This window comes from Methanocalculus natronophilus, from assembly GCF_038751955.1.
GTDB classification, from domain to species: Archaea; Halobacteriota; Methanomicrobia; order Methanomicrobiales; family Methanocorpusculaceae; genus Methanocalculus; species Methanocalculus natronophilus.
This window is the reverse complement of the sequence record NZ_JBCEXH010000001.1, coordinates 383498-403126: the sequence shown is the minus strand read 5'-3', so window position 1 is coordinate 403126 and position 19629 is coordinate 383498. Positions and strand designations below refer to the sequence as shown.

General features: G+C 55.6%; 20 protein-coding genes. 4 read left to right on the top strand and 16 right to left on the bottom strand.

The genetic code is table 11. The features are described from left to right. Positions 1–148: 148 nt before the first annotated feature. Positions 149–325: a hypothetical protein gene (locus ABCO64_RS02135; RefSeq protein ID WP_253458107.1), complete on the bottom strand. Its 177-nt coding sequence runs from the start codon at positions 323–325 to the stop codon at positions 149–151. A 112-nt stretch (positions 326–437) separates the two neighbouring features. Between ABCO64_RS02135 and ABCO64_RS02130 the strand changes: the two genes are divergently transcribed. Then, positions 438–1781 (top strand): sodium-dependent transporter, encoded by a 1344-nt coding sequence (locus tag ABCO64_RS02130; RefSeq protein WP_253458103.1) that lies wholly within the window; start codon positions 438–440, stop codon positions 1779–1781. A gap of 156 nt (positions 1782–1937) precedes the next feature. Continuing rightward, positions 1938–3653, top strand: coding sequence for a TIGR03768 family metallophosphoesterase (locus ABCO64_RS02125; RefSeq protein ID WP_253458100.1), 1716 nt, complete (start codon positions 1938–1940; stop codon positions 3651–3653). Between the two features lie 222 nt (positions 3654–3875). Here ABCO64_RS02125 and ABCO64_RS02120 read toward each other — a convergent pair whose 3' ends face one another. Genes ABCO64_RS02120 through ABCO64_RS02105 form a run of 4 tightly spaced genes read right to left on the bottom strand, consistent with a single transcriptional unit; the run spans position 3876 to position 6920 of the window. Then, positions 3876–4154 (bottom strand): type II toxin-antitoxin system MqsA family antitoxin, encoded by a 279-nt coding sequence (locus ABCO64_RS02120; protein WP_253458098.1) that lies wholly within the window; start codon positions 4152–4154, stop codon positions 3876–3878. Beyond that, positions 4151–6160 carry a type B DNA-directed DNA polymerase gene (locus ABCO64_RS02115; RefSeq protein ID WP_292615591.1) on the bottom strand — a complete coding sequence of 670 codons (2010 nt, stop codon included), beginning with the start codon at positions 6158–6160 and terminating at the stop codon, positions 4151–4153. Before ABCO64_RS02115 ends, ABCO64_RS02120 begins: the two co-directional genes overlap by 4 nt. Next, positions 6117–6395 carry a DUF8156 family protein gene (locus ABCO64_RS02110; protein ID WP_253458091.1) on the bottom strand — a complete coding sequence of 93 codons (279 nt, stop codon included), beginning with the start codon at positions 6393–6395 and terminating at the stop codon, positions 6117–6119. Before ABCO64_RS02110 ends, ABCO64_RS02115 begins: the two co-directional genes overlap by 44 nt. Next, positions 6396–6920, bottom strand: a complete 525-nt coding sequence (locus ABCO64_RS02105) for a hypothetical protein (protein WP_253458088.1) — start codon at positions 6918–6920, stop codon at positions 6396–6398. A gap of 98 nt (positions 6921–7018) precedes the next feature. On the opposite strand from ABCO64_RS02105, the gene ABCO64_RS02100 reads away from it, so the two are divergent. Beyond that, the gene (locus ABCO64_RS02100) at positions 7019–8320 is read left to right on the top strand and encodes an STAS domain-containing protein (protein WP_253458085.1); all 1302 of its coding nucleotides are present in this window, start codon (positions 7019–7021) and stop codon (positions 8318–8320) included. A gap of 28 nt (positions 8321–8348) precedes the next feature. Continuing rightward, the gene (gene corA, locus ABCO64_RS02095; protein WP_253458082.1) at positions 8349–9410 is read left to right on the top strand and encodes a magnesium/cobalt transporter CorA; all 1062 of its coding nucleotides are present in this window, start codon (positions 8349–8351) and stop codon (positions 9408–9410) included. Here the strand turns inward: corA and ABCO64_RS02090 are convergent. From ABCO64_RS02090 to ABCO64_RS02040, 11 genes are read right to left on the bottom strand one after another with little or no spacing between them, the layout of a single operon-like run. Beyond that, complete coding sequence (locus ABCO64_RS02090) at positions 9383–10081, bottom strand: hypothetical protein (protein ID WP_253458079.1); 699 nt, start codon at positions 10079–10081, stop codon at positions 9383–9385. The two genes, corA and ABCO64_RS02090, sit on opposite strands and share 28 nt — an antisense overlap. Before the next feature lie 15 nt (positions 10082–10096). Beyond that, positions 10097–11773 (bottom strand): glutamate--tRNA ligase, encoded by a 1677-nt coding sequence (locus tag ABCO64_RS02085; protein WP_253458076.1) that lies wholly within the window; start codon positions 11771–11773, stop codon positions 10097–10099. Between the two features lies 1 nt (position 11774). After that, complete coding sequence (locus ABCO64_RS02080) at positions 11775–12737, bottom strand: polyprenyl synthetase family protein (protein ID WP_253458073.1); 963 nt, start codon at positions 12735–12737, stop codon at positions 11775–11777. A gap of 15 nt (positions 12738–12752) precedes the next feature. Beyond that, positions 12753–14093, bottom strand: coding sequence for an RNase J family beta-CASP ribonuclease (locus tag ABCO64_RS02075; protein ID WP_253458070.1), 1341 nt, complete (start codon positions 14091–14093; stop codon positions 12753–12755). Next, positions 14084–15166: a type 2 isopentenyl-diphosphate Delta-isomerase gene (gene fni / locus ABCO64_RS02070; RefSeq protein WP_253458067.1), complete on the bottom strand. Its 1083-nt coding sequence runs from the start codon at positions 15164–15166 to the stop codon at positions 14084–14086. Before fni ends, ABCO64_RS02075 begins: the two co-directional genes overlap by 10 nt. Further along, on the bottom strand, positions 15163–15924 hold the full coding sequence (locus ABCO64_RS02065; protein ID WP_253458064.1) for an isopentenyl phosphate kinase: 762 nt from the start codon (positions 15922–15924) through the stop codon (positions 15163–15165). Before ABCO64_RS02065 ends, fni begins: the two co-directional genes overlap by 4 nt. Then, positions 15917–16786, bottom strand: a complete 870-nt coding sequence (gene mvk, locus ABCO64_RS02060) for a mevalonate kinase (RefSeq protein ID WP_253458062.1) — start codon at positions 16784–16786, stop codon at positions 15917–15919. The genes ABCO64_RS02065 and mvk overlap by 8 nt, the downstream gene beginning before the upstream one ends. Position 16787: 1 nt before the next feature. After that, the gene (amrB, locus tag ABCO64_RS02055) at positions 16788–17576 is read right to left on the bottom strand and encodes an AmmeMemoRadiSam system protein B (RefSeq protein WP_253458061.1); all 789 of its coding nucleotides are present in this window, start codon (positions 17574–17576) and stop codon (positions 16788–16790) included. A 40-nt stretch (positions 17577–17616) separates the two neighbouring features. After that, positions 17617–18240, bottom strand: a complete 624-nt coding sequence (gene rpsB / locus ABCO64_RS02050; protein ID WP_253458059.1) for a 30S ribosomal protein S2 — start codon at positions 18238–18240, stop codon at positions 17617–17619. Further along, entirely contained in the window at positions 18237–19427 is a 1191-nt protein-coding gene (gene eno / locus ABCO64_RS02045; protein WP_253458057.1) for a phosphopyruvate hydratase, read from the bottom strand. Before eno ends, rpsB begins: the two co-directional genes overlap by 4 nt. Continuing rightward, positions 19424–19618: a DNA-directed RNA polymerase subunit K gene (locus ABCO64_RS02040; protein ID WP_253458055.1), complete on the bottom strand. Its 195-nt coding sequence runs from the start codon at positions 19616–19618 to the stop codon at positions 19424–19426. The genes eno and ABCO64_RS02040 overlap by 4 nt, the downstream gene beginning before the upstream one ends. Between the last annotated feature and the right edge of the window lie 11 nt (positions 19619–19629).

Genomic DNA, 19629 nt, shown 5'->3' with positions numbered 1-19629 from the left:
ATTGGGTTTTCAACTCTCAAGTGATCGTTGTTGGTTGGGTTAATCGAAAAGCTCTAAGGAAAAAGAGAGCACAACGCGATGAAAATCCAGGAGTGTGGCTGACTTTCTCCACAGGACTCCTGGTTTATCGCCGCCCCGGGCTCTCTATTCAGTCATCATCTCCGCCGTCGTCCTGGTCGTCTGTACCGACATCCGGCTCTTCGGCAGGCTCGTTCTCTGCAGACTCAACAGGTGGCTGCTGGGACTGGTCATAGTACGGATCATAGTGTCCGCCCCCGGACTTTGCCGCCTTCTTGATTGCGTTTATGATCGAAGATAGTGGCATACTATTCCATAACGCATCTCACTCTAAAAAATGTTTTTGCCGGTTCAGATGCTTCACTTCAGGCATCATCAATGACACAACCAATATCTCCGGAGAAAACCAATCGACCGCAATGGAAGAATGGTCGTCCCGCCTCGGTTTCATCCTTGCTGCTGTCGGATCAGCGGTTGGAATCGGGAATATCTGGCGATTTTCAACGGTTGTCGGTCAGAATGGCGGTGGCGCCTACCTGATCCCCTATCTCACTGCCGTTTTCCTCATCGGCCTGCCCCTGATGATCCTGGAGTTGCAGGCGGGACAGCGGACCCGGAGTACCGTGATCGCAGCCTTCAGCAAGGCCGGTGGCCTGCATGGAAGAAGAGCAGGGGATGGAACCGGAGGGGCAGGAACCGCCCGCTCGCCTGCCAGGTTCGCCGGGTGGATCATCTGTTTTGTGATGACCGGGATCTTCTCCTATTATCTTGTTATCACCGGCTGGACATTTGGGTATCTCGCCTTCTCCGTCACCGGGGCACTTGAGCCATTTTCTGCATTCACGGGATCGTACCTTCCGATCCTCTTTTTTATCATCTCCGGTCTCCTCTGTGGGATCATCATCTCATCCGGGGTCAGGAAGGGGATTGAACGGACAACAACCCTGCTTGTCCCTCTCATCTTTCTTCTCCTTGCGGCGATGATCTTCGTCTCGGTCCGCCTCCCCGGAGCAGATGCAGGTCTTGCCTTCCTCTTTACCCCCGACTTCTCGGTCCTCTCCGATCCCCTCATCTGGGGGGCAGCCCTTGGGCAGGCTTTCTTCTCGCTCTCGGTCGGATATGGGACACTCCTTACCTATGGTGCATACCTTGGTTCCGCTGAAAAGATCCCTGCATCGGCTGCCATTGTCACCATCGCAGACATCGTTGTCTCCCTGCTTGCAGGGATCGTCATCTTCTCGATCGTCTTTGCCTTCGGGCTTGAACCGGCAGCAGGGCCAGAGCTTGTCTTCACCACACTCCCCTATGCCTTCGAGATGATGCCGCTTGGAGCGATTGCCGCTGTCATCTTCTTTGCGATCGTCTTCTTTGCCGCGATCAGTTCAGGTATCTCCTTCATCGAGGTTCCGACAGCAGCCCTCGCAGAGACGTTTGGGCAGTCACGGAAGAAGATGGCAGCCCTTGTCACCGGTATTGCGATCCTCGCCGGGCTTCCTGCTGCCGCAAGCTATACTCCACTATCTCTCTCGATACAGGGGATCCCTGTCCTTGACGCAATGGATGAGGTTTTTGGTACAATCGGCCTCTCGATCACCTCCCTTCTGATCGCGGTCACCTTCTCCTGGTTCTTTGATCCAAAAGCCTTCTGGGGCGATCTCTCGGGACGGCACCCCCTCATCCGGGCACTCCCCTTTCTCTGCAAGTATGTGATCCCGGTGGCGCTTCTGATCACCACCACGTTCCGGATTGTTGCACTCTTCTGAAAAGACAAAAAACCTTAGGAGTGATTCCAGTTCTCCCCTCTATTTCTCTCCACTCTGCCCAGCCACCACCATGATCTCATGGGTGACCGAATCATCCACATACTCTTCACCGCAGTTCACCAACATCCATAATATCACCCATATTCAATACTACTGATGCATCATTTCAAAGCAGGTTTTCTCCTCGCTCTTCTGTTTGTGATCTTCCTCACTGTAGCGGGATGTACTGCTCCCAGCTCCCAGCTCCCGGATGATGGTGAACCGGATTATCCGATAGACTCCGTGGTCCTGACAACCGTTGACAGAACCGTTCTTCCTGTCCCTGTTCCATCAACGTCGCCTGCCGTGGGCCCGGATCAGATTGAAAGCTTTTCAGAGTACGGGTATGGCGTCTGGGAGTTTGGGGAGGGGCTGGAGCATGAGAAGAGACTGGATCTCATGCCTGAAGGATACACTCCTGCATCAGATACCACTACAGAGAAACTTCTTACCTTCTTTGCCATGGCCGATGTCCATATCACCGACAAAGAGTCTCCTGCACAGGCGGTCTATTATGGCTATAAATGGGGTGTCATTTCAGGATACTCTCCGGCTATGCTGTATACCACCCATATCTTCGATGCAGCAGTCCAGACGGCAAATGCCCTTCATAAAGAGAATCCATATGACTTTGGCATATTCGTAGGTGATGCAATTAACAGCGGCCAGTACAATGAACTGCGATGGTATATCGATGTACTTGACGGCAGGATAGTCAACCCCTCCTCCGGCGACAGGAATGATCCAATCCCCGGTCCTCTCAATGATTACCAGGATGAATACCGTGCAGCCGGTCTTGATGAATCGATCAGATGTTATCAGGTTCTCGGCAACCACGATCACTTCTGGATGGGTCTCTTCCCTCCGGATGATTATATCAAAAGTGCCATGACCGGCTCTGAAGTGCTCGAATTAGGTAATATCTTCGTTGACCCTCTCCGCCTCAAAAGCCGTGGCTACTATATGGGCGCAATCGATGGCCGGACACCCTATGGTGATATTATCGGTGCAGGGCCTGTTGCCAGCTTCCCTGACGGTCCCCCGACAGTCACAGCCGACAAAGATCGCCGTTTCATCTCGAGAACAGAGTGGATCGATGAATTTTTCTCCTCCTCTTTAAGCCCACAAGGGCATGGATTTAGCCAGTCCGCCAGAACAACGGGATTTGCCTGTTATTCATTCGAACCGCGATCAGATGTTCCGATAAAGGTCATTGTGCTTGATAATACCCAAAGGGACGATGATCCCAGTGAAAACACCTCCGGATTTGGTTCTATCGATCAGGAGCGGTATGACTGGCTTGTGCAGGAGCTCGAGAGTGGCCAGGCTGAAGGAAAGCTCATGATCATCGCAGCCCATATCCCGATAGTCATCAATGAGAATGAAGGTAGTCTCAGCTCAGTCATGAAATGGAGCGAGTATGCTGCGGTATCTGATCTTGATCTGATAGCCAAACTCCATACCTATCCAAATCTCGTGGCATGGATCTCGGGCCATCGGCATCAAAATACCGTGATACCTATCAAGTCTCCGGATGCTGAACGTCCAGAACTCGGGTTCTGGCAGGTTGAAACCGCATCACTGCGGGAGTTCCCTCAGCAGTTCCGGAACTTCGAGTTCGTTTACAACAGCGACAATACGCTCTCAATCTTCACGACCAATGTTGATCCGGCGGTCAGAGACGGTTCCCCCGCTGCAAAATCGCGTTCGTATGCTATTGCAGCCCAACAGATATTCAAAGCTCCAGTAGAGATGATGCCAAGTGGTGCCTATAATGCAGAACTTCTTGTTCAACTGACCCCGGAGATGCAGGAGATCCTCCAGAAGAGATAAAAGAGTTCTGGATTCGGTTATTATATCGATAATCGTACCGGTCGCTTCAACCGACCGGTACGCATTAAGGTTCAACTACGAACAACCTTCGTTCAGATTCAAGTGCAATACCTGTGTAAAACCGCTATTGCAAGCCCCGCTCTTTAGGGCGGGGTAGTTCAACGACATTCCGTCTTATGGTGTACTCAATTCCTGCAACACCCTTCAGCGATTACAGTGCTCTCAACAGGTTACAGAACCGGGAACATACCTGCGGACATCGATAAGGGTGCCATTTTCTGCAATCCGCTCAGCCAACGCCATGATTTCATGGGTGTTCGTCTCATCCACATAATCCTCGCCGCAATTCATGCAGATCTCTGCCGGGACTTCTTTTACCACCAGAGTGAACCCTTCCCGCTCGAAGGTGATCGTGGTCATACCGGGCCGTGTCTCTCCACTCTTACAAATAGCGCACTTCATCGTCTTCTCCTCCTCCTGTCTTTTTATCGGTTGCGTCATTTATATTCTACATCCCCTCCTCTTTTTCTGACATCTCCCGTCCCCCCTTTGGAGAATACTCCCTTCACCTCATCATATGCCCGGTCCAGCAGCACCCGGTAGTATGCCCGATCTGCTGTCTTCGCCTCCCACGGGGTATCGGCGATCAGATGCTTCCCATCACGGACGACATACCCGATCTCCATCCCGGCTTCAACAGCAACCCCCGCCATCCCGTAGGCACGTAGTGCGGATCCTTCAATGCATCGGTGTTTGTACCGGGTCCTGCCCACCCGCCGGGTGATGACGAGATCCTCTGTTGCTGCCATCTCAATCCCCCTAACCGCGTCTGCATACACCTCATCCGCCCTGCCTGCAAGCTGCCTGAGTTCGCCGGACGATTCTGCCTGTTCCATCAACGAGAAGATCTCCTCCTGAAACGATCTCACATACGGGGGAACATCCCTTCTCCGTGCGGCAACCCCGCGGATCTTCATCCCTTTCTCTTTCAGCCGCCCGAAGTACCGGTTGTAGGCGCCGGTTCCATCAGCCATCGGGAGGAAGGCGATCCAGGAGTAGGCTTCTGACTCGGTTGGTATCCCAAACGCCGCCTCGGTCTCGTGGACAAACCGTGAAATATCACCGCCGGTAACCCAGAGTGAATCAACAATCCCGTGGAGTATCCGGCAGCCCGCATCCTCAGCAATCTCCTTTGCCCCGATCAGGATCTCCCTGGCATGCCGGGTGATCCCCTCATGCACCCTGATACACCCGAATTTTGCGTTCCGATATCCCGTATAGCCAAAACTTGTCACCAGCATCCATTTCAGGAGACTGTCCATCCCTGCAAACCGTGCATCCTCTTTCTTCAATGCTTTCGTCCTCAGCCTGAGGGAGAGCACGGGGGCAAGCACTGAGGCGAGGAACCCCTCCCCGCCCCCGCCCTGCACCGTCTCGGGCGAGAGGTTCTGGCCGACGATGATTGAGGGATACATCGAGGTGAAATCCACCTGGACGACATCGTCATAGACACCCGGGTGCGGCTTGAAGATCATACCGCCTTTATCCGCCTCCCGGAGCTCAGGAACCGGCCTGCCGGATTCCGCATCCCATTTCCGGAACGGCACGGCAACCCCGCGCCGGATCGCCTCGTAGTTCTCATAGGACGAGATGAGTGTTCCGGGCGTGAACCTGGCGGTGAGGTTGGGGGCAAGCGCGGTAAGCCGCGAGGCGAGGAGCACGCCGGCAACCCCGCTCTCCCGAAAGGTAAAACTCCGGGCAGAATCAATGAGGCAACGCCCCTCGGGGATGAGCGCCCCTTCCCGGTGCACCACCGTTCCGTAGCTCTGGTAGGAGCGGGCAGAGATCCGCCTGTACCTGCCGGTCCTGCTGATCAGAAGCGGCACACCATGCTCTTCGGCCCGGGCCAGCAGGTGCGGCATCCAGTAATCGGCATGGGGAAAGAGGATCAGATCCGGGTTCTTCGCATCCAGTGCAGCAGCCACCTCCTCCACCAGCCCCCTTCCGTCACCTGCGATCCGGCGGCCATCCACGATCATCCCGCTGATACTCCTGCTCCGGTACTCCGGATCCAGGACCTGGATCTCAAGCACTGAAAGGCTCCGGTCAAAATGGGGGGAGAACCGGTCATCGCCGGGCCATGCACAGGCGGTCTCCCCCCGTTCAGCAAGAAACCGCTGGTCAGGCCTTATGTCAAGGTTATAGATCTTCGCACTGTACCCGCTCTGCTCCTCGATCAGTTCGGCAACTCTCCGGGACGCAGCGATGCTGTAGCCCGCCTCGTCACCAAAGATCGTTTGTATCCGGCATTCGGAGAGACCATACCGATCATCAAGCGCATCAAGCATATCCCGGTGGAGGTGTGGGTCTTCCAGCGTGAAGCAGAACGCCTGTGTATATGGAACCCATCGCGATCTCCCGGCCGGTTCCCAGAACCGGATGCCCCCACCCGATTCCGCGGCATCAAGTATCCACATCCCTCTCTTCTCCCGCACGGCTCTCTTCATCTGCTGCCTGTTCCAGTGCATCCGCCTCCTTCACCAGTTCAAGCAGAACCGACCAGACCGCGGCCTCAAGCGGATCGTCGAAGGCATAAAACGCCTCGCCCGTGTGGGCGCGTACCATCGCGGCGAGACGGCGTGCTGAGCCCTGCTCCTCTTTCCGTACTGATCGTGCCGCCCGTTCCCACCGGCGGGCAAGATCGTTTCCCCCCTGCCGGACACTTCCGATGCTCCGTCCCATTCAGAACACCTCCAGTGTCGCCTGGTCTGAAGCCTTTCTCCGCTCATGTCCACCCCTGCTGCCAGTTCGTCTCTCAGCATCCTTCTGCTGCGATTCGCCCATGGTGATGATCTGGCCGGCGTACCCGGCAAGCACCCCAAACGATCGATCGGGCACGGGTGTGTACAGGATCACAATCGATCCCGCCGCGCACTCTGCCATCGTCTGGCCAACTGCTGCCAGCACCCCTCCACCTGCATCAGCAAAGAGGGTTGGATCATGCTCGATGAAGACGATCGTATGGCCCGCATCACGGAGGATGGTGAGGAGCTGGTGTGCGGTGAATGCCCGCCGCACATCAAAGGTTGCGGTCCGGTCGCCGACCCGGGTGAGGAGGCGGGACCCGTTCCCCGAGATATAGAGGACAAGGTACCGCTTCAGCTCGGGCCGCCCGGCAAAAAAGGCGACAATATCGTCTATTGGTGCGGAAACTGCTGCAAATGTCCCTGTCCGGAGGATGATATATGGTGAAACCCGGAGCTCCATACCCCACTATCTGTGAGGTTCTGGTATTGATGATCAATGGCCGGGGGGTGAAAGTGAAGGCGAGCTTTTTATCTTCTCTTCTCCAAGCTACCTTGATAATGATGCATGTAGATGTCTCACGAAACGAAGGTGTGCTGGTCTTTACACTCGAAGGGCGGCTGGACGGCCATGGAGCAGGCATCCTTGAGGAGGTGGTCAGGTCAGCGTTCCATGATGATGACACATCTGCCGCACTTGACATGACAGCAGTTGCATACCTCTCAAGTGCCGGAATCCGTTCCCTCCTGACGCTCTCAAAGGAGGTGAAACGGCGTGGCGGAGTCATGGCGCTTGCCGGTGTGCAGGAGTACCCCCTCAAAGTCCTGAAGATGGCAGGCTTTCATTCGATCTTCTCCATTACTCCGACTGTCGAAGAGGCAGTCAGGATCTCTGGGAAGGGCGGGATCGCCCTCTCCTTAATCGACGAACTCACGACCCCGTCGGTGAAGCACGATGGTGTCCAGTACCAGATTGAACGGGCCGGAACAGATCCCGCCCGCCTGAAGGTGATCGGGAGCCTTGAGAACCTCCTCCGTTCCCGGATCACCCTGGAAGATCTCGCTTTGACCTCGTTTACAGACGTCAAATACTCAATAGGGCTTGGGGCACTGAGCCCGGATCCCACCTCGGCTCTCCCGCTGCTCGGGGAGATGATCATGCTCCACGGCTCGATGGTCTGGCTCCCGACCGATGGAAACGACACGCCGGACTTCCTTGCACCGGTCGGTGACGATCCAGGTATCCCGGTCTATGCTGCATTCAATGTCACGCTTGAAGGGCCGTTCCACGAGTACATCTCCTTTGATGCCGATGACCCTGATGGTATTGCGCTTGACGATCTCTACCGCCGGATCTTCTCGTTTGCAAAGGCCAGGCGGAAGGACTTCAAGGGTGTTGTCGCCGTATCGATTGCGGGGGTCTCGGCAGGTGTCACCGGATCAGCCATCATCCGGGCACCCCTCAGGGAGTATGCAGGCGAGCTGAAAGGAACGATCATGGATGAAGATGTAATTGGTGACTGGTGCACTGTCAACACCGATCCCCTGCACACGGGCGACACCCTGATCTCGTTTGGTGTCGGGGTGGATACGACAACCGATCTCTCCTCCTATGATCCTGTCGCGCTCCATTCACTTGCCTACATACATCCCTCACACACAGGTAATGCCGATCTGAAACTCCATAACCACGGTGTTATCTTCCGCGGCGTCCCCTGGGACAAAAACGCAAGCCTTGAGAAGCTGATCCAGACACTCCTTGAGGAGGCAGAGGTTGCGGAGATGCGCCATCTCCTGGGCTCCACACGACTGAGACGGGGCAAAATTGGAGTGGCATATATCAGCGGGATCAGCGAGGTATAATCGATCCTGCACCCGGAGGGTGCCTGCCATGTTCCTGACACAATTCAAAAAAATCTCACAGAAAGCTGGTCTTCCGCCCGGAAGTCTTGTCCATATCGGCGAGCCGACAGACGATCCCGTCACGATCACAGTGATGGACTATGATCCAGATGGTAACCTGACCGAACTCTGCACACGGGATCCGGAGATCATCAGCAGGTACCGCACCTCAACCTCCACCACCTGGATCGCTGTCGACGGTATTCATGACACAGATGTCGTCCGGATGATTGGTGATCTCTTCGGCATCCATCCGCTGACACTTGAAGACCTGATGAACTCCACCCAGCGGCCAAAATTCGAAGAATATCCCGACTACATCTTCATCATCCAGCGGATGATCTCCCGGAGCGGTGGTGAGATCGGTTCGCGGCAGGTAGCGCTGATCATCACTGAGACCTGTCTTTTGACATTCCTTGAAAAACCAGGCGATATCTTTGATCCTGTCAGGAAACGGATCCGGTCACGGGGAAAGATCACAAAAGCAGGACCTGACTTCCTCTGTTATGCCCTGATCGATACTATAGTCGATGAATATTTCGAGGTCCTGGAACTGCTTGGAGAAGAGATCGAGGTGCTGGAAGATACACTCATCCAGCATCCTGATCCCGACTCCATCGTGATGATCCGCCGTCTCAAACGTGATCTTATCGCACTCAGAAAAGCGATCTGGCCTCAAAGGGAGGTTCTTTCTGCACTCCAGCGGACTGAATCCTCCCTGGTATCCCAAAAGATCGGAATCTACCTCCGTGATGTTTATGATCACACCATCCAGGTCATTGATGCCGTTGAAACCCTCCGGGATCTCACCGCCGGGATGCTTGATCTCTATCTCTCGACCATCTCCTACCGGATGAACGAGGTGATGAAGGTCCTCACGATCATCGCAACTATCTTCATCCCTCTCACCTTCATCGCAGGTGTATATGGCATGAACTTCGCCTACATGCCCGAACTGGAACTCACGATCGGCTATCCGGCAACGCTCCTTCTTATGTTTGCCGTCTCGATCATGATGCTTTTTTATTTCCGGAAAAAGCGCTGGATATAACCACCGCCTGCTGCAGGTGACTGGAAGAAGACACTGCCGTCAACAACCCGGTCATGGGGGAGTTGCCTCCTCCTGCGGGGAGATCCAGCCACATCCGCAATCTCCCGGATGCAGCAGAGCAGGTCCGGCCGCACAAGTGCGCTTCCCCCACCTGTAAAGAGCGGGGCAAACCCCCCAGGTGGCTGCGTTGGTGAGATATAGAGGAAGTGAACTGGCTGCTCTCCTGCAAGCTCCCGGATGAGGGCCCGTTTTCTCTCCACCTCGGCACGGAACAAAGCTGGTGGGGGATGCGTTGTTGCTGCCTCGCCAAAATAGATCCTGCCCTCGGTATCTGCAAAGAGGAGGTCGATCTCGGCTGCCAGCGCACCGGCAGAACAGATCCGGATCCCCCCGTCCCGGGAGTAGCGGATCCCTTGTTTTGTCTTTGATGGCGGCGGCGCATCTGCGCCCCATGCAGCGAGCCGCGCGATTCCCCCGTGCGCTGCAGCAACCGATCGCAGGAGTTCATAGATGATCGCCTCAAAGAACCTCCCCTCGGATCGTCTCCGGATCTCATACTCGCCGGAGGTGAGTCCCTGCCTGATCTTGAGCGGCAGGTGACGGAGCGCATGGAGTGCCTCAGCCCTCCCGGCATTTGCCTCCTGCAGACGATGGATGGGTTCACCGGTCATGGAAAAAAGAGTATGTTATCGGTGGGTGAAGTATGCAACTACCTTCCCCTCATCAACCGAATCGATACGGACAAACCCAAACCTCTCGAACTGAACGGTTCTGCCCTGGTACTGCCTGCACTCCTCCTCGCAATACCCGGTAACCGGCCCCTCAGGGGTCAGGACTGTGCAGGGTATAGCCGCTTCCCGGGGCAGCCACTGGATGATCGGTGCTTTTGCAGCTCTTGCATCAGCCAGCGAATCCCCTGCATATCCGGCTGTCCCCTCTCCTGTCACGCGGATATTGAAGAGATCCTTTATCCGTATCAGCTTCCCTGCTTCAACCTCTTCACCCGGGATAAGGATCTCAGACGTAAACCTGAGCTTCCGGAACCCCCGCTCGCTGTCACCCGGGTACCGGGGAGCTTCTGCAACCTGCTCAGGTGCCCCCTCTACCCGGATGGAGACCGGATCCCGGACAAAGAAGTACCGGTTTGATTCGCGGTCAATCAGGTCGCGGTTCTTTGCAAAGAGGTTATCCCACGAGAACGAGATATCGGTCTCCCCGATACCTATCTCGGTGATCACCGCCTGGACAGCCTCAGGCCGGATTCCGCGGCGGGCAAGTGCACGGAGTGTCCCAAGCCTGATATCGTCCCAACCAGAATATGTGCCGTTACGTATCCCCTCGTGCATCGAGGAGGTCGAGAGGACAAGCCCTTCGATGGACATCCGTCCATAATGGAGATAATGCGGCTGTTTCCACCCGAAATAATCAAAGATATACTTCTGGCGGCGGGTGTTTGCGATATGATCCTTTCCGCGGATCACGTGCGTCATCCCGAGGAGATGGTCATCAATTGCCACTGAGAAGTTCATCAGCGGATAGACTGTTGCATCGACACGCGGATGTATTGTGGAGGTGACGATCCGCATCGCAGAGAAATCCCGGATCGCCGGGTCAGGATGATCGATCTCGGTTCGGATCCTGACTGTTACCTCCCCCTCGGCATACCGTCCATCGAACATGCCCGCATACCGTTCCATCTGCTCTTCCACAGCGAGATCACGGCACGGACATGCCTTTTTGGCAAGCTTCAGTTCACGGAACCGCTCCGCCTCGCAGGTGCAGACATACGCCCCTCCAAGTGCGATCAGTTCCTTTGCATATGCATAGTAGATCTCAAGCCGGTCGCTCTGGTAGACGATGTCAGAGATTCCGACCCCGAGCCACTCGAGATCCTCCTGCACCATCGTATACGCATCCGGGTCGATCCGCTTTGGATCGGTATCTTCTATCCGGTAGATGTAGTCTCCACCATAGCGCCTGATATAGGCGTCATTGAGAACTGATGCACGGGCATGGCCAAGATGAAGCGGCCCCGAAGGATTGGGTGCAAACCGCATCACAACCCCGCGCTCTCCATCGGGCAGGGGTGGGAGTTCGGTTGACCGCTCCCTCTTCTGGTGGATCGATGCAGAGAGTTCCGGGGCAATGGCGAGGAGCCGCTCCTCCCGCTCCTCATGAGAGAGAGCCGCAACCCCGTCAAGGACAGAACCAATTGTTTCGTTCAGCTCTTTTGCTCTCTTCCGAAGCTCAGGATGAACACCGAGCACCGCGCCGATCACTGCGCCCGCACGTGGGATATTGGCGTGTTTAACCGCATTCTGGAGTGCATATGCTTCGAGGATCGTCTTGATCCGATCCTCCATCTCAGGACCCCCGGGTCACGAAGAAATCAACCATCTCGATGATCAGTTGTTTCTCTTCGGACTCAGGCAGGACGGAAAGCCCTTCTTTTGCCTGCTTGACAAGATCAAGCGCGATTTCCCGGACCTCGGTGATGACTCCTGCTTCCTCAAGCTCCCGGATCACCGAATCGATCTCATCATCGGTTAAGTCCTTCTTGTATGGTGAGAGATCAATTCCTTTCTCTGCAGCGACAATTGCAATCAGGGTCTGCTTTCCGGACTGGAGATCTGATGCCCGGTCTTTTCCGCTCGTTCCCTTCGGAGCCATCAGATCGATTATATCATCCTGGATCTGGAACCCGATACCTGTGGTCATACCGAGGTTGTAGAGCGCCTCGGACTGGATGGGGGTACCGCCTGCAAGAATGGATCCGATTCCGGCAGCAGCAGCATAGAGCGCCCCGGTCTTCTTCCTGACCATATCAAGGTAATCGCCACGGCTCACGTCTGTCTGCTTCTCAAACGCCATATCCTCAAACTGGCCTTTACAGATCTCCTCACAGGCTTTTGCGAGCATCGATATCGCACGGACACGGGCATCCATGTCTGCTTCAGCTTTGGTGATCAGCTCAAATGCCCGGGCATAGAGGACATCTCCTGCCAGGATCGCGGTTGCTTCATCCCAGACGGAATGAACTGTTGGAACACCCCGCCTCAGCGAGTCGTTGTCCATGAAATCGTCATGAACGAGTGTGAAGGTATGGGTCACTTCAAGTGCAAGTGCTGCGGGGAAGACCTGGTCAGATGCTCCCTTCCGGACTGCATCTGCTGCCAGCATCACCATTGCAGGCCGGAGCCGCTTTCCCCCTGCCAGAAGCAGGTGCGCACTCGCCTTGTTCAGGTCGCCGGGAGCGTCCCCGAAGAAGCGGAATAATGTCTTATCAACGATATCCTGGACAGATTCAAGGTATTCTTTCAGATCCATGGTTGTTTCCTCATCTTATTTCTTTAATTGAAGCCGCTGGCCGTTGTGGAGGAGGTGCACATCCTTATGGAGCGTATACCCCATCTCAGCAGCAAAATCCGCATACGCAGCTGTCATCTGGAGATCTCCGTGCGACGGGATGATATGCTCCGGGTTCAGCATATGGATAAACTCGTAATGATCCTCGCGGTATGCGTGGCCGGTGACATGCAGTTCATCAAAGATCCGTGCACCTGCCATCTTCAGCCTGGTCTCGGTGAGGTACCGCTGGCCGAAGTTCATCGGGTTTGGGATCACCTTGGCCGAGAAGAGGACTTTATCACCCTTCTCAAGCCGGTATGGCGTATCCCCGGCACCTATCCGTGTCAGGACCGAACCCGGTTCGCCCTGGTGACCGGTGATCACCGGGACGAACTTCTCTTTTCCTTCCTTCATCATACGACGGAACACCCGGTCCACAGTCCTCCTGTTCCCAAAAACCGAGGTGGTTTTCGGGAATGCAACCAGCTTCATCTGCTCTGCGGTTGTTGAGTACCGCTCCATCGATCGACCAAGCAAAACCGGCTTTCTCCCGATCTCGTACGCGCACTCGGTGATCGTCTTCAGACGGGCGACATGGGAGGAGAATGTCGTCACGATGATGGCGTTTTTGTCATCTTCGAAACTCGTGATGGTATCGCGGACGAGATCCCGGGCGATCCGCTCACTCGGTGCCCGTCCGTTTGATTCGATATTCACGCATTCGGTGATGAGGGCAAGCACTCCTTCCTTGCCGATCTGGGTGAGGCGCCGGAAGTCCGGTGGTTCTCCGATAACTGGTGTCCGGTCAAACTTGAAGTCGTTTGCATAGATCACCGCACCATGGGGTGTGTGAAGCACCGCCATTACCGTATCGATGATCGAGTGCTGGGTCCTGACAAACTCAAGGGTCAGGTGCTGGGAGATGGTGTATTTCCCCCCCGACTTCAGTGCAAAAAGTTTGTTGTTCACCCCGAACTTCTGTTCTCCGGCGATCTGCTGGCGTATCAGTTCTGTTGTGTATGGTGTTGATATGATGGGGGCATTATACCGGTGGGCAAGCTTTGGAAGCGCCCCGATATGGTCAAGGTGCCCGTGTGTACAGACGATTGCCCGGACTGTCCCTTCGATGCCGTTCATCACGGTATCATCCGGGATTGCTTTCATCTGGATCAGGTCGAGCGAATGCATATTTTCGACCTCGGCATCCTCGTGGATCATAATCCGATCAAGCCGAAGCCCCATATCGAATATCACGATATCCTTGCCGCACCGGACCGCGGTCATGTTCCGACCGACTTCATCGTATCCGCCTACGGCGATTATTTCTATCTCCATTTTTTCTCCTCAATTTCGTATTTCTGTATCATATCACGAGTTTCTCCGGTAACATACGTCCTGACGTTCCGCATATCGCGGATCGTTGCTGCCCCTGAGAGAAACATCGCTGCTTTCAACTGGCTGTGAATATCCCCGATGGCTGTTAATAGTGCCGAATCGCTCTCTATTGCAGGTGCGAGCAGCGGGAGCGCCATCCCTGCCATATCCGCACCGAGTGCGAGAGCCTTTGCGATGTCAATGCCGTCTCTGACACCGCCTGTTGCAATCACGGGACCGCCTGTCTCCCTGGCTTCGAGGAGAGAGACCACGGTTGGTATCCCCCAGTCAACGAAGTCCTCGCCGAGACGGTGGAAGAGATCCCGGCCGCTCTCCCTGCCCCGGATCCCTTCGACACGTGCCCACGAGGTGCCGCCATGGCCGCCGACATCGATCGCCTGCACACCGGCATTCCAGAGGAGGCGGGCAGTCTCCCGCGAGATGCCCGATCCCGTCTCCTTGATGATCACCGGGTACGAGACTTCGGAACAGAGCTCTTCGATTGCACCCAGGCATCCTCTGGCATCACGATCCCCTTCGGGCTGGATCGCTTCCTGCAGGAAATTCAGGTGGATTGCAACTGCATCGGCATCAATCATTGAGACTGCCTTATCTGCCCATGCAACCCCATGGTCGCGGAGCTGGACGGCCCCGATATTTGCCGCAATAAACGCAGTCGGCGCTTCTTCCCTGACAACCGCAAATGATGCGGCGAGTTCGTCATGCTCAAGTGCCGCCCGCTGGGATCCGACACCGATAGCACACCCAAAGACCTCAGCTGCACGTCCGAGGCGGCGGTTCACCTCGGTCGTCTCCGGGTGGCCGCCGGTCATTGCGGCTATGAAGAGCGGGGACGAGAGCGTATGGCCAAGGAGGCGGCAGGAGAGATCGATCTCGTCCATAGCGCATTCGGGGAGTGCATTATGGACGATCCTGACATCGGCAAAGCCACTTGATCCCGCCTCGATCAGCTCGCTGCTGCAGATCCGGAGATGGTCAAGCTTTCGTGACCGGGTCTGGTCAGGCCGGGTCATCTCTCTGCCCTCACGATATCGGTACCGCCGTGGGGTTTTCCTGCCAGGAAATCCGAAAGCCGGTCGATATGAAAGATCGAGCCGGTAATGCCGGCTTCTGCCAGTTCTGCCAGCTCCCGGACCTTTCCACGCATACCTCCGGTGACATCGGTATGTCTGGATGAGCCGAGATCAATAGTCTCAACCTGCCCGGAATCAAGCCGGGGAACCACTTCATCCCGGACGAGAACCCCTGGCACATCGGTGGCCAGGCCGACACGGCCAGCGCGGGTTCCGCGGGCAGCATGCAGCACAAGCTGATCCCCCGAGATGATTGCGGCACCCCGGATCCGATCCATTACCACATCCCCGTGCAGGACCGGGACAATACCGAGTCCGGCCATCCTGCCGAGATGCCCTGTTTCAAAGGATATGAGCCTCCCGTTCTCTGCATATGATCCTGAGAGCGGGTGGATCCCGATTGCATCAATCCCGGCATCGTGTAATGCCGATACAACAGCAGCATTCAGCCCGGCAACAGCCCTGTGCGTCTCCAGAACGCCCCGGGCGTTCGATTCGGAGACACCGTCCTGGATTCCGAACCGGTGTGCCTCCGGATGGCCGCACGATCCCGCACCATGCACAATGATCAGCGGAAGACCACGGCTGGCAGCGATCGCCTCCGCTATCGTCCTGAGCCGGCCGTGATCGATTATGCCGGCATGTTCCTTCTCGGTGATCACCGATCCGCCGAGTTTGAGTACAACCGTATTAGTCATCTTTCTCTTTCCGTACACCCTGGGTATCGATGCCGGTGATGATGGCACGGGCATCACATGCCTCAATTGCACCGGCAACCCTGGTCTTTGCATTCTTGGAACAGAGTGCGAACATACATCCTCCGCCACCAGCACCGGTCAGCTTTGCCCCAAGCGCACCTGCTGCCCGTGCAGCCAGGACGAGGCGGGAGAGCTGGGGATGACCGACACCCAGTGCCTCGAGGAGCGCATGGTTCATATTCATCAGGTTACCAAGCTCGCGGGGGTTCTTGAAATGGTGCATCGAGCATTTTGTTACTGCTGCGATTGCATCGATGATGGGCTCTGCAATCTCCGGACGGCTTCTCTTCAGTTCAGCGACCCTGTTGACCATATCCGAGGTGTTGTGATGGGTCAGGCTGTTGCCGATAACGAGCTGCAGCTGCGGGGGAGGAAGCTTCCGTTTTGTCGTGCCGGTGATCAGCACCATCCCGCCGACGGTCGATACATACGTGTCTGTTGCACTGGCTCTCCCTTTCTGGACATTCTTCTCGACGGTATGGGCGATTGCTGAGAGCTCATCCTGTGTTTTGCCCAGGCCAAACTCATCGTTGATGGCAAAGAGGGTTGCAACAGTCACTGCTGCTGATGACCCAAGACCTGATGAACTCGGAAGCTGGGATCTGACATAGACCGATCCGGATACGCCCATCTGGCGGAAGCACTCTGCAATATAGGACGAATTCGGTTTCTTCAGCCGCTTTGCCTTCCTGACAGTGACCATAACCCGTGGCTTGATCGCCATTGCGATCCCGGGTTTTCCGTAGACCACGGCATGTTCACCAAAGAGGAAGACCTTGCCCGGTGCGCTCCATGTTGCCACCCTATACCACCGCAATGGCGGCGTATCCAACAACGTCAGGATCTCCGGTTACATCGCCGCTTGTCATGTACGAGAGGAGGATTCCCTTCTCCGCACCGAGATCGGCTGCTGCACGGATCATCGTGGCGACAGGGCCATATCCGCATGCTGATACCCCGAGTGTTGTGATACGCCGGTAGAACTCATCGCTGTCGAGTGAGAGGATCGGTTCAATGACTTTGGAATCAAGCTTTTCAGCTTCCATCCGGGGAATATAATGTGAGAAATCACTCGAAGCGACGATGATCACCTCTTTCTTCGTCTTCTGAAGTGCCGAGAGTATCAGTCCCGAGACCCTGTCCGCCTCTTCAGGGGACTGGTCTCCCATCAGGATCGGTGTGATCCTGGCTCGCGGAAACCGGTACTTGATAAACGGCATCTGCGTTTCAAGGGAATTCTCGTTATCCTGGTGTGCCTCTTCATCAACAGGCAGGTCAAGCGCCCTTGAGAGCCGCTCATCATTGGTGATGAGGCCAAGCGGCGTCTCCCACGGGAGTGCGGATACACAGGTCCGGTATCCGCGATGACTTGGGCCGATGACGATAAAGGTGCCGGAGAATGCCGGGTCTATTGTGCCATATCCGCGTGCCGCAACAGCACCGGAGTAGGGGTATCCGGCATGAGGAACAACTATCCCGATTGGATGCAGACGCCCCTCTGATGCCTGGAAGTACATCTCGAGCAGGTGCTCGAGGTGCCCGGGCTCTGCCGGGTAAAACATCCCGGCCATCGTACTCTCTCGGATCTCCATAGAACTCCCCACCTCTTCTGGCAGTTGTCCTTCAGACTATTTAAATATCGGTCTCAAAGTCCTCTGGTGTAAGCGAGGTTACAACACCACGGAGCCTGAGCATCTCCTTTGTGAGGAGGTAGTACACCATGGAGAGGGCTTTGCGTCCCTTATTGTTGGTTGGGATGACGAGATCGATGTTTCGCAGGCTGTTGTTTGTGTCACAGAGCGCAATCACGGGAATCCCGGTCTGGACAGCTTCCCTGACAACCTGTGCATCACCGATCGGATCGGTGACGATGACGACATCCGGCTCGATATACCTGTTCAGCGCGGTCTTGCTTAAGCTCGGGTTTGTGAGCATCCCCGGTATGAACCTGCCGGTTGCTGCCATTGCACCGATTGTGTCTGCAAATCTCCGTGCAGGATACTGTCCGTACTGCCGCGAGGTGACGGTGAGGATCTTCGGTGCCTCATACCTTGAGAGGAATTTTGCTGCCTGCTTGATCCGCTCGTCGGTTTTCCGTATATCTATAATATACAGGCCATCTCCACGGACCCGGTAGATGAAATTCTTCATCTCGTTGCTCTTCTGCTGTGTTCCGATGTGAACACCTGCCGCCAGGTACTCCTCGACCGGGACAAGGGGTTCGTTCAGTTCGATATCAAGTTCATTCTCGCTCATGCGAAATTCTCCGAAATACGAATCAATTCGTTTAATTTAGCTATTCTCTCGCCACCCACGATACCGCACTTGAGGTAGACGCACCCAAATGCGACTGCGAGGTGGGCAATGGTCGTATCTGTTGTTTCTCCGGACCGGTGGCTCATCACCGTTTGGAGGCCATAGCTGTGGGCCAGCCGGATCGCCTCGAAGGTGTCGGTGAGTGTACCGATCTGGTTTGGCTTTATAAGGACAGCGCTTGCAGATCCCCGATCGACTCCCATCTGGATGCGTTCGGGGTTCGTGACAAAGATATCATCACCGCAGATGAGGCAGGTATCGCTAATCTGGTCTGTAAGCGTTGCGAACCCTTCAAAATCCTCTTCAAAGAGGGGGTCCTCAACATAGACGAGTCCAAACTCGTCGACGAGATCAGCGATATAGGCGATCTGGTCTTCGGTAGACCGGGTACGGTCGCGGTATGCATACCGTTCCCCATTCCAGAGTTCGCTTGCTGCAACATCAAGACCTATTCCAATGGTGACGCCGGTCTCATCGGTGACAGTGTCGATGGCTAAAGAGATCAGGTTAAGTGCCTCGCTATCAGTGATCCGGGGTGCCCATGCTCCTTCATCACCTTTTCCGCATGGGATATCCCTGCTGGTGAGGAGTTTCTTTACCTCCTTGTGAATGGCTGCATTGGTGAAGACCGCCTCAGCTGTGGAGGATGCACCGGTTGGAACAACAAGAAATTCCTGGATATCGGTTGCTCCGGGTGCATGAGCGCCTCCTCCGATGACATTTCCAAGCGGAAGAGGCGTCTCGTCGGAGAAGACTCCGCCAAGATAGCTGTAGAGCTCCACTCCAAGAGCGGATGCGGCTGCCTTTGCATTTGCAAGCGATAGGGCAACAGCTACATTAGCTCCGATCTCCGCGAAGTTGCCTGTTCCATCGATCTCGTGGAGGATGTGATCGAAGGTGACCTGCCTGGTAGCGTCAAGGCCGATCAGATCAGGGATGACCCTGGTGTATGCATAGGGTACTGCCTCCTGCGGCTGCCTGACAACTGCTTCATGAGCACCGGTGCTCGCCCCGCTTGGGGCAGCAGCACGGCCAAACCCTCCTTCAACCCACACATCTGCCTCGATAGTGGGATTGCCACGGCTGTCAAGGATTGTCCGGAGGCTGACCGCTTCGATCGCCGTCATGCCACCACAACTTCCCGATCCCCGAAATGGCGCTTGACGGTGATGGGTATAAGCCCTTTCTCAAACTCCTCAAGTGCAATCTCCAGGGGGTCTATGCGCCCGGTACTCACAAGAACCGGTGCCCCCATTGATATCTGGAGGGCGCGTGCTCCTATGATCCTGGCCCGCTCGTATCGAGTGTAGGATATCATGCTAATCATCC